Source organism: Clostridium sp. D5 (assembly GCF_000190355.1).
GTDB lineage: Bacteria > Bacillota > Clostridia > Lachnospirales > Lachnospiraceae > Faecalicatena > Faecalicatena fissicatena_A.
In genome coordinates, this window is sequence record NZ_GL870815.1 from 252,740 (window position 1) to 263,337 (window position 10,598).

A 10,598-nucleotide genomic window follows, 5' to 3' on the forward strand; every position below is an offset into this window, starting at 1 on the left:
TCTTATTTTACGCTATGCAGACCAGTTGTCAGAAGAGCAGCTTAATGAAATTATGTTGGGGATGGAGAATGGACTCAGTGAAGAGCAGGTGAAGACTTATTTTACACTTCCGTCAAATTAGATGAGAAAATATCACAAGTCATATCTGTTTTCAGGAAGCGGGTATTGAGGGATTACGAATTTTTGACCTACAGGTTAGTCATCAAAGGCGGTAAGAGTGCAGTGATTACAACCGCGTCTCCGATTTGTGAAGTTGCTGCTACTTGAAATGGAGTCCATTCAATAACAATAAGATAACAATAAAATAACAATAAAATAACAAAGAAAAATCGTCACTTATGAAGGGTGGCGATTTTTTTGCCAAAAAGGAGGCGAGTTCAACCAGATTTATCAGCTCCCTAATAAAAAGCCTTATTTAAGGCATTTGTGAGGTATTGGTATAGAAGAAACTTCTAAAGATTTGTAGTGCTAACTTCTAAAGGCGGGGGTGTTAAGTCAGAAAATATCAAATAACAAGGCTATAAAGAATTTATTGTTGTGGGTATATGGAACCGTTATAATATCTTAGATAATTATAGAAAAAATAATGGATTGAGGTGACAAAGGTGATTAAGAAAAATATAAATGAAAATCCTAATCCCCCAGTTATTCTAGGACGAATCGTGTAAGTAGAAACGATAATGATGTCAATAAAAAACATCCTATGATACAATGAGAATAGTATCGCAAGCCAAACTCAAACATAGGAGGTGATCCAAATGGACAAAAAAGCATATCACACACTAAGTGAAAATGCCAGTATCATATAGCATTCATTCTGAAATATAGGAAATGCCAATATCACATCGATATTTCCAATGATAGTATTCAAAGAGAAATTGACAGTCTTGTTTTATAAAAGTTTTGATGACAGGAAATTTATCGCTCTTGGCTTATTGGTTTGCGAAAACTACTTGTAGAAATAATGTGAAAATGATATGTTTATCTAAGAAATAGACTGATATAAAGTACGAAAAAGAGTCAGGAGGCATCATGGAATGATTGAATTAAAAACAATACAAATGATTAAGACGATTGAAGAAGAAGGGAGCTTTCAGAAAGCAGCCGATGTATTGTATCTTAGCCAACCGGCACTGAGCCAGTATATTAAAAGAGTGGAAAAAGAATTATCTTTTAATTTATATGAGCGTTCAGGCGGAAAATGTACTTTGACAGAAGCGGGGGAGGTGCTGTTGGAAGAAGGGACAGCATTACTTGAACAGTATGAAAAAATGCTGCAAAAAATGAAGGATGCAGCAAGTGTAAACAAAAAAAGAGTTTTCTTTGGTTGCCCCACAGGATATTCAGTACCGTGGTTTAGTGACTTCCTTTATGGTATGGAGTCTAATGTGAAGCAAGTACGCATGATGGAGGATTCGGTTGAACATTTGATAAGTAAGTTGCTGAGAAAAGAATTAGATATGTTGTTCATACCGGCAGTTTATTACCACCCCAATATTGTATATTATACAATTTGTCATGAAGAGTTCTATTTGGCTATTCCTAAAAATAATGAATATGATTTGATTGCCAGGTCAAAGAAGTGCGATGGATATGTGGATATGTCAGATTTGGGCGGTTTGCCGTTTATTTCAGGTCCGGCGAAAGCATATACAGAATTCTTACGTCCGATTTTTGAGGAGACTGGCATGGCTGCAAATGTGATATTTGTCGCAAAAAACTGGGACATTGCACATGCTTTTGTGGAAAAAGGCGCTGGTTCAACAATTGTACCGTATTGGTTAGTTAATGATGAAAGTAAATACGTTAATTATTATAAAATAAAAAGTAAATGTAATACTTATAGGATATTCTCATATGCATTGCATCGGCAAAGTACGATTACAGATGAAATGCAGTCTATAATCGATAATGTGATTGATAAATGTGGAGATGAATTTGCGGAACAAGAAGTAGAGCAGTCTCAACTTATAATGAATTTTAATGCAAAAACGGCTAAAATTTATTCTGAATAATAGCTTTTATATTGGCGATGTTGTTGAGGTGAACGGCAGAAGATATAGAAAACAAGGGAAACTATCAAATTTACTTGATTAGTGCCCCTTGTTTTACTTTATTGAAAGCCTTTTATTTGTGAGTGGAGAAATTAATCAATTTTTGGTACGAGGCTTTGCAATCTTCCATTTGTATGAATATTTTGCTCTTCGATGAATTCAACGATTTTTCCGAGTGTTGGGCAAACGGTAACACCTGCATCTTCTAGCGCGGCAACTTTAGATTTTACAGTTCCCATTCCGCCGCTTACAATCGCACCGGCATGTCCCATTTTTTTGTTTTCAGGAGCGTACATTCCGGCGATATAAGCGTAAACAGGTTTCTTTAATCCAAGTTCTTTGATTTTTGCGGCTGCCATTTCTTCGCTTGTTCCGCCGATTTCTCCGATGATAACAATTGCATCTGTATCCTCATCTTCAGCGAAAAGTTCAATAACATCGGCATGGTTCATACCAATAATCGGGTCACCGCCGATTCCGATACAAGTAGAAAGCCCATAGCCTTTAAAAGTTAAGTTGGAGGCCGTTTCGTGAGTAAGGGTTCCGCTTCTTGAAATAATGCCGATATGGCCTTTTCCGTAAATATAATCCGGCATAATACCTATTTTAGATTGACCGGGAGAAATCACACCTATTGTATTTGGTCCCACGATTCTTGCACCTAGTTTTTTCGCTTCGCTGACAATATGTAATGTATCCATAACAGGAACAAATTCAGTTACAATTACTAATAATTTGATGCCACTGTGAAGGGCGTCAATTGCAGCATCATGCACAAACTGTCTCGGAACAATCAGGAGAGCGGATTCGATTCCCGGAAACTGTGCTCGTGCATCTGCAACTGTATTAAATACAGGAACGCCGTTTACTTCCTCGCCAGCTTTTCCAGGTGCAACACCTGCTAACAATTTTGTTCCACTTTCAAGTGTACGCTGACAATGGATACGACCTTGTTTTCCTGTGATTCCAATCATCAACATTTCAGTATCTTTATGAATCAGAATGCTCATTTCATTATGCCTCCTTCATGTTTAATAAGAGCTGTACTGCCTCGTCTGTAGTACCATATTTTGTTTGAGAAAACCCTAATTTTTCATAAATTTCCCATCCCTGCTCCTGATTGAAGCCTCGGCTTTTAACTACTACTTTTTTGTTGTTTCCAAACTCTTTGTAGGCACGGGCGATTCCGTCAGCCATATCAGCGCAATTATTAATTCCGCCAAATACATTTACAAGAATCATATCAGTATTTTCGTTTTGAAGAAGAATACGCATTGCCTGATAAGTTTTTTCGGATGTTACGCCACCGCCCAAATCAAGGAAGTTGTTTACTTTACCGCCATAATGACGGATAGTATCCATTGTTGCCATACCGATTCCGGCACCACCGGCCATTGTACCAATATTTCCATTAGGATCTAATTCAACATATGTAAGATCATGTTCAGCAGCATCTAGTTCCTGGAGTGATTTCTGCTGGGATGTACGAGGGAGAATTGTGTAGTCTTCCTGACGGTACAGGCTGTTGTCATCAATTACCAGTTTGGCATCGATTGCAACAACACTTCCATCTTCTAATACTGCTAAAGGATTGACTTCAATTGTTGTACTATCTAATGCAAAGCAAGCAGTAGACAGTTTTTTTGCAATATCTACAATTTTATTCAAACGCTCATCCGGCAATTCAAAAATCTTTGCTGATTCACGGAAAGCGGCTTCGTCAAATCCTTCTGTACAATCTAAACGCATTAATTTCTCCGGTGAAGTCGTAGCTAACTCCTCAATATCCATTCCACCAAAAGGAGTAAAGAGCATAATCACTGCACGGTTTTTAACATCTAAAGTCATACCCATATAGTATTCTTCAACAATAGGAAGAAATCCACATGCAATAATACCTTCCATAGATTTTCCATTGATAGTAATCTTTTCGATGATTTCTTTTACTTCTTTTAATTCTTCTTCGGATTTGACAACCCGTACAGCACCTGCTTTTCCACGTTTTCCTGAAAGAATCTGACCTTTAAGTACACAAGGGTATGGAACTTTTGTTAAATCAACATTTTCAGTTAAAAGTATACTGTCGTTAATCGGAATGCCAAATCTGTTAAGCTGTTTTTTTCCTTCTATTTCTAAATAATCCATAACAAGACTTCCTTTCTACTTTTAAAAAATTAATAGTTTATTCAAATTAATCCCATGCCATTTCCGGATCTGGAAGGTAAGATTCAGCAAACGGATAACTAACACGAGTAATATTCATCAAATGCACGTGGCTGAAGTTACCGCTGAAGCTATTATTTCCCCATGAACCACATCCCAATGTAGTTGTCGGAGTAAATCCGTTTTTCGGGCTGCCGCCACCGGTTGTTCCTGAAGCCTGATTTACTACCACACGAGATACAGAACACTGGATTGCAGCGTATTCAACATGTTCAGGAGTATTTGAGTGAACCGCAATACTGTGACCTTTTCCTTCAAATTCAAGGTTCTCTACCATATAACCTATACCTTCTTCAAATGTGTCATACGGGAGAACTGCAAGAACAGGACACAGTTTTTCACGGCAAAGCTGTTCCGCAGAACCGGCAGTCTCAGCTTTGACAACGATAGCACGAGTACCTTCCGGAACATCTATACCAATTACTTTTCCAATATCGGATGCGCTTAATCCTACTACATCACGATTAAGAGGTCCGCACTCTGGGAAGATACCATCTCTGATCTTCTGTACCTGATCAGCATCATCTATATAGAAACCACCGTGATTTTTGATTTCCTCAATAAATGCATCATATTTTTCGCGAGGAACAAATACGGTCTGTTCGCCGAGGCAGATAAGACCGTTGTCAAAGCTGCGGCCAATTAAGACCTTTTCAGCAGCATCTGCTAAATCAACATCTTCATCAATAATACATTGAACATTTCCCTGTCCAACCCCCAGTGATGGTTTACCGCTTGAATAAGCTGCTTTTACCATACTCGGTCCGCCGGTAGCTACAACAATATCAGCTGAGCTCATCAGCTTTGCGCTTTCTTCAACAGAAATATTCTCAAGGGTAAGAACCAGATCTTTTGGAAGATCCAGTTTCTCCAGTTCCTGTTGGAACATTGATACAAGGAGCTGTGTACATTTAACAGCTCTTGGATGTGGAGCAAAAATTACAGAGTTTCTTGTTTTCAAAGCAAATGCGGCATTACACATAGGTGTGACAACAGGATTGGTAGAGGGGATAATGGCAGCTACTACACCCATTGGTTTTGCGATTTCAAGAACATTAAGATCTTCGTGCTTTGCGATAATCCCTACTGTTTTTTTGTTTTTGATACTTTGCCAGATTAAGGAGGATTTCATACGACATTTTGTGATTTTATCGTTTATATCTCCCATTCTGGTTTCTTCAGCAGCCATTGGACCAAGCATTTCTGCGTTGTCATACACGATTTTACAAATTGCACGAGCAGCGGCGTCAGCTTGTTCTTGTGATGTAAATTCGATCTGAGCCTGTGCTTCTTTAGAGCGTCTTACTAATTCGTCTACAGTTGTTAATATGTTCTCCATTTTTCTAACTCCTTTAACTGAAATATTTGTTTGTTGAATAGTTCCATTCACATTCCGGCGGTGTTTTTTAACGTACCGCTGGAAATAAAATCGTTATATAAAAAATAACATACAAACCCTGAAAATGTGAAATAGAATTATACAATATGTACATATAACAAAAAATTATAAATAGGCCGAACAACACATCCATATAACAAAAAGGTGAATGGTATTTTATAGATGTGAAGAAAATAGTGTACAATCCATCTAAAAACAAATGACAAATCAGCTGAAAATCATCTGATTGATATAAAGAAAGGAAAATACATAATATTTTGTTATGAAAAGGTATCATATATTAATATTTCAAATTTGTGTATCGAGTATGTTAATCTTATAACAAGAAAAGAACAAAAAATCACGTGATGAAGATGAAATTAAAAATTCAAGGAGGACTATTTTATGAAAGTTCAACACACTAATGCAAGCGGAATACATCCGTATGATTATTCTTACTGTCTTGGATATCAGGTAAATCATGAAGAGTGGTCGCCATTTCCGAGAGTAAATCGTCTAAGAAAAACATTTTTGGAAAGACCTTATGATATTGATATTGACAGAATGAAACTGGTAACAGAATCTTATAAAGAGCATGAAGGTGCCAGCCGTAAAATGCAATGTGCATATGCATTTGATAAAATCCTGACAAATATTCCGTTGTATATTTATGACGAAGATCTTATCGTAGGTGAAATTGCAGCGCCTGCAAAGGCAGCTCCGGTTTATCCGGAATTTTCAGTTGAATGGCTTATTGATGAGGTTTTACATTTCCCATTTGAAGAGCGTGCACATGATCAGTTTTACATTAGAAACGATGAGGATCGTAAAGAGATTGTAGAGCTTGCTGAATACTGGAGAGGTAAAACAGTTGACGATTTGATTAATTCAAGATTGACTGAGGATCAGTTAAAAGGATCTGAAGCAGGTGCGAAAGTTTATGTGACAAACGATTATCATTATGCAGGTGTCGGTCATACAGAAGTTGATTATGAAATGTTAATGAAACTTGGATACGATGGTATTCAGGCAAAAGCAAAAGATGCTTTGGCAAAATTAACTGAAAGTGACGAAGATTACGAAGAAAGAAAAGACTTCCTTACAGCTATGGTTATGATGCTTGATTCAGTAAAGAAGTATATCAACAGATATGCAGTACTTGCTGAAGAAATGGCAGGGAAAATAGAGGATGAGAACAGAAAGAAAGAGCTTGAAACAATGGCAGCAAATTGTCGTCAGATTGCCGGTGGAGCACCGCAGACATTCTGGCAGGCAGTACAGTTGTTCAACCTGGCAACTACATTGATTCAGATTGAAGGTAACGGACATTCTATTTCTTACGGACGTATGGATCAGTGGTTAAATCCATTCTATGAGGCAGATATGAAGAATAAGACAATTTCTAAAGAGTTTGCTCTTGAATTGATTGAAGTTCAGTATGTTAAGATGAATAATCCGACTAAGTTAAAAGATAAGAGTACCGTTGTTGTACGTAATGGTCGTGGATTTGGTGGCGAAAGTCTTGTTGTAGGAGGAGTTGATCGTGACGGAAATGATGCAACAAATGATCTGACAATGATGATGATCGAGGCTTCTGCTCATACACGTATGATGAATCCGTGGCTTTGCGTACGTATGCATGAAAATACACCGTACGAATTGAAAGTAAAGACAATTGAATGTATTCGTGCCGGATTTGGTCATCCAAAGGTATTCAATGACGGTCCTGCAATCAAAGCAATGCTTAATAAAGGACATACATTAGAAGAAGCAAGAGATTACAGCGTTGTTGGGTGTGTAGAGCCAAACCTTCCGGGTAAAGAAAATGGATGGCATGGCGCAGGATATATCAATTCAGCAAAGATTCTTGAACTGGCATTGAATAATGGACGTCTTATGCACATGGAAGGACAGCTTGGACCGGACTACGGAAGTTTGCGTACATACAAAACATTTGATGAAGTACTTGAAGCAGTTGACAAGCAGTTTGCTTATTGGTGTGAACAGATCAGAGGAAGCAATGATGTAATTGATGTGGCTCACCGTGAGTGTAAACCACTTCCGTATATTTCTTCGCTGTTCGAAGACTGTATCGAAAGAGGAAAATGTATCACAGAAGGTGGAGCAAAATACAATTTTACAGCACCACAGGCAGCTGGTATTGCAACATGCGCAGATGCTCTCGCTACAATTAAACAGCTGATGTTTGAAGAAAAATCCGTTACAGGAGACGAGTTACTGCAGGCAATATACGATAACTGGGAAGGTCATGAACAGTTATATGCGTTGGTAAACAGTACAAAAGTTCATCACTATGGTAATGATGATGATTATGCAGATGAGTTGTTCCGCTTCATATACGAAAGTTTCTGCAGAAACCTTAATGTTGGTGAAAACCCGCGTGGTGGTTCTTACATTCCTGGTGTTTACACAGTAAATGCAAACGTAGGTCTTGGTCTTGCAACAAATGCGTCACTGGACGGACGTAAAAAAGGTGAGCCGTTGTCAGATAATATGGGACCGGTACATACTATTGGTGGTTCACATGACGTGTCAGGACCAACAGCACTTATCAGTTCGGTTTCAAAAGTTGATCATAGCTTGGCTATGAACGGAACATTGTTAAATGTACGTTTCCCAGAAGAGGCTGTATCAGGTGTTGAGGGAAGGGACAATCTTGTAAGTTTTGTTGATGAATATCTTGACAAAGCGGGTATGCATGTACAGTTCAACATTATGAGTGCGGATAAGATGAGAAAAGCACAGAAGAATCCAGAAAATTACAAAGATATGCTTGTTCGTGTTGCCGGATATAGTGCATATTTCGTAGAGCTGGGAACACCGCTCCAGAATGATTTGATTGACCGTACAGAGTTCCATTTCTAATCTTAAGAAAATGAAAATTTAAAAATCCAAGAGCCTGAGTTCAGGCTCTTGGATCCTATAAAATATAAAGGATGAATGAGGAGAAAAAATCATGGTATTCGAGACGGGTTTTATATTATTAGCGATAATTCAGATATTTGGTTTTTTTGTTGAAGGAAGTGCAGGATTTGGTTCTACAGTTATTTCAGCACCATTTGCTACCAGTATTTTGGGAATCGAAACAGGAGTTCCTTTTGGAACAATTATGTCAACAATTTTCGTTGTAGGTTTAACTCTTAAATCTTTGAAGAATATTTCATGGAAAGATCTTGGGAAAATTTTAGTGGCATGTCTTCCGGGATTATTTTTGGGACAGTACTTGTTTTATATTATTGATCCTAACGTTGCTAAAGTTGGTATCGGTTTAGCGGTTACTTTAATTGCAGCATTTAAGATATATCAGAATATAGTAAGTCCTTTAGTACTTAAGAAAGTGAAAAGTGGAGATGAAGTAGACACTCTTCCTAAAAAAGTTTTCCGTTATTCATGTTTGATTATCGGTGGTGTTGTACATGGTGCATTTAATATCGGCGGACCGCTGATTACGGTGTATACGCTTGAAGCAGTAAAAGATAAAATCAGATTCCGTAATACTATGATTGCTTTGTGGGCAACATTAGACATATTGAACTCAATTAACCAGTTCCGTAATGGTGCATGGACGCCTTATTTGTGGAGTGCCGTATTAGTCTGCGTGCCATTTGCAGCGGTAGGTTTCATTTTAGGCATTAAGTTCTTGGATAAAATTAATAGAGAACAGTTTTTGCGTTTCGTATATGTTGTTCTTTTAGCGGTAGGATTAAACACATTAATTCGTAGTTTGTTGGTATTTATGTAATTCTGAAGGTATGTAGAGAGAGGAAGTGGAATGTTATGGTAAAAGGAATTGTATTTAATGTTCAGCGATTTACGATTCATGACGGTCCAGGCATTCGAACAGAATTATTTTTAAAGGGATGTCCCCTGAGATGTGAGTGGTGCAGTAATCCTGAAAGCTGGCATCGTAATATAGAAGTAGGCATTTACGCAAGTAAATGTATTTCCAAGGAAAAATGCGGTGCATGTGAAAATGTATGTCCGGTGGAAGGTGCAATAAACTTTGAAAATGGAATAATTGAGTCCATCGATAGAGATGTATGTACAAATTGTATGAAATGCTATAATAGTTGTCCGGCAGAAGCGATTAAGGCCTGGGGAAAGATGATGACAGTAGAAGAATGCATGGAAATCACCAGAAAGGACAGAGGCTTTTATGATAAATCAGGCGGTGGTGTGACTGTTTCCGGTGGAGATCCGTTTGTTCAGAGTGATTTTGTTATGGAATTATTCAAAGCATGCAAACAGGAGAACATTCAGACATGTATTGAATCGACGTTTTATGCGAAATGGGAACAGATAGAAAAGGTGTTGCCGTACACAGATCTTATCATTTCGGATATAAAGCATATGAACTCGGAAATACATAAGAAACATACGGGGGTTGATAATCATTTGATTTTAGAAAATCTGCAGAAGCTTGCAAATGACGGAAGAGAAATGATTTTAAGAATACCTGTTATACCAAACGTAAATGACGATATGGAAAATATAGAAAAGACAGCAGACTTTATTATTGATAAACTGAATGGTAATGTTAGGACATTGCAGCTTTTGAGTTTTATGAGATTAGGTGAAGAAAAATATCAGTCTTTGGGAATTCCATATAAGATGGAGGAGTTGAAAATTGATAGAAAGAAATTCCAAGATCATGTAAGCCAAATTGGTAAACGTCAAACCATCCGCCCCAACCTAAACCAACGCCGCTTTTCAGCGGCGTGGTATCCGGCATTTTTCCGGCAGATTGGTTGACCACGGCATCAAAGATGCCAATGCGTTTTTGTCTATAGTTCCATCCTTGTCTGCAAGTTTTGGCAATTCTGTAAGCAGATAGCAAAAATAATTGTAAGTACTCAGATTATTCAGTTTGGCAGTTTCCGAAATGCTGTATATCACAGCACTGGCTTCTGCTCCTTTGATAG

General features: G+C 37.8%; 8 protein-coding genes. 4 read left to right on the forward strand and 4 right to left on the reverse strand.

Annotated elements, in window-relative coordinates; all coding sequences use genetic code 11:
• Nucleotides 1-1,037: 1,037 nt before the first annotated feature.
• Nucleotides 1,038-2,015 (forward strand): LysR family transcriptional regulator, encoded by a 978-nt coding sequence (locus tag HMPREF0240_RS16425; RefSeq protein WP_009004535.1) that lies wholly within the window; start codon nt 1,038-1,040, stop codon nt 2,013-2,015.
• Nucleotides 2,016-2,146: 131 nt separating this feature from the next.
• Here the strand turns inward: HMPREF0240_RS16425 and sucD are convergent, their stop codons facing one another.
• Genes sucD through HMPREF0240_RS16440 form a run of 3 tightly spaced genes read right to left on the reverse strand, consistent with a single transcriptional unit; the run spans nt 2,147 to nt 5,616 of the window.
• Nucleotides 2,147-3,064, reverse strand: coding sequence for a succinate--CoA ligase subunit alpha (gene sucD / locus HMPREF0240_RS16430; protein WP_009004536.1), 918 nt, complete (start codon nt 3,062-3,064; stop codon nt 2,147-2,149).
• Nucleotides 3,065-3,068: 4 nt separating this feature from the next.
• On the reverse strand, nt 3,069-4,199 hold the full coding sequence (locus HMPREF0240_RS16435) for an ATP-grasp domain-containing protein (RefSeq protein WP_009004537.1): 1,131 nt from the start codon (nt 4,197-4,199) through the stop codon (nt 3,069-3,071).
• Nucleotides 4,200-4,245: 46 nt separating this feature from the next.
• On the reverse strand, nt 4,246-5,616 hold the full coding sequence (locus HMPREF0240_RS16440; protein WP_009004538.1) for an aldehyde dehydrogenase family protein: 1,371 nt from the start codon (nt 5,614-5,616) through the stop codon (nt 4,246-4,248).
• A gap of 444 nt (nt 5,617-6,060) precedes the next feature.
• Between HMPREF0240_RS16440 and HMPREF0240_RS16445 the strand changes: the two genes are divergently transcribed.
• The 3 genes from HMPREF0240_RS16445 (at nt 6,061) to HMPREF0240_RS16455 (ending at nt 10,428) form a co-directional block, all read left to right on the forward strand.
• Complete coding sequence (locus tag HMPREF0240_RS16445; RefSeq protein ID WP_009004539.1) at nt 6,061-8,541, forward strand: formate C-acetyltransferase/glycerol dehydratase family glycyl radical enzyme; 2,481 nt, start codon at nt 6,061-6,063, stop codon at nt 8,539-8,541.
• Between the two features lie 91 nt (nt 8,542-8,632).
• Nucleotides 8,633-9,418: a sulfite exporter TauE/SafE family protein gene (locus tag HMPREF0240_RS16450; protein WP_009004540.1), complete on the forward strand. Its 786-nt coding sequence runs from the start codon at nt 8,633-8,635 to the stop codon at nt 9,416-9,418.
• A 35-nt stretch (nt 9,419-9,453) separates the two neighbouring features.
• Entirely contained in the window at nt 9,454-10,428 is a 975-nt protein-coding gene (locus HMPREF0240_RS16455; RefSeq protein ID WP_083806283.1) for a glycyl-radical enzyme activating protein, read from the forward strand.
• On the opposite strand, the gene HMPREF0240_RS24050 is transcribed toward HMPREF0240_RS16455, so the two are convergent.
• Nucleotides 10,387-10,598, reverse strand: a 212-nt coding sequence (locus HMPREF0240_RS24050; RefSeq protein WP_083806285.1) for a transposase domain-containing protein, incomplete at its 5' end; no start/stop codon positions are given. The genes HMPREF0240_RS16455 and HMPREF0240_RS24050 overlap by 42 nt on opposite strands.

What these genes read in the sequence shown, in the direction of transcription:
- sucD (WP_009004536.1), bottom strand. Translation starts at nt 3,064, where the DNA reads ATGAGCATTCTGATTCATAAAGATACTGAAATGTTGATGATTGGAATC.
- HMPREF0240_RS16450 (WP_009004540.1), top strand. Translation starts at nt 8,633, where the DNA reads ATGGTATTCGAGACGGGTTTTATATTATTAGCGATAATTCAGATATTT.
- HMPREF0240_RS16435 (WP_009004537.1), bottom strand. Translation starts at nt 4,199, where the DNA reads ATGGATTATTTAGAAATAGAAGGAAAAAAACAGCTTAACAGATTTGGC.
- HMPREF0240_RS16455 (WP_083806283.1), top strand. Translation starts at nt 9,454, where the DNA reads ATGGTAAAAGGAATTGTATTTAATGTTCAGCGATTTACGATTCATGAC.
- HMPREF0240_RS16425 (WP_009004535.1), top strand. Translation starts at nt 1,038, where the DNA reads ATGATTGAATTAAAAACAATACAAATGATTAAGACGATTGAAGAAGAA.
- HMPREF0240_RS16445 (WP_009004539.1), top strand. Translation starts at nt 6,061, where the DNA reads ATGAAAGTTCAACACACTAATGCAAGCGGAATACATCCGTATGATTAT.
- HMPREF0240_RS16440 (WP_009004538.1), bottom strand. Translation starts at nt 5,616, where the DNA reads ATGGAGAACATATTAACAACTGTAGACGAATTAGTAAGACGCTCTAAA.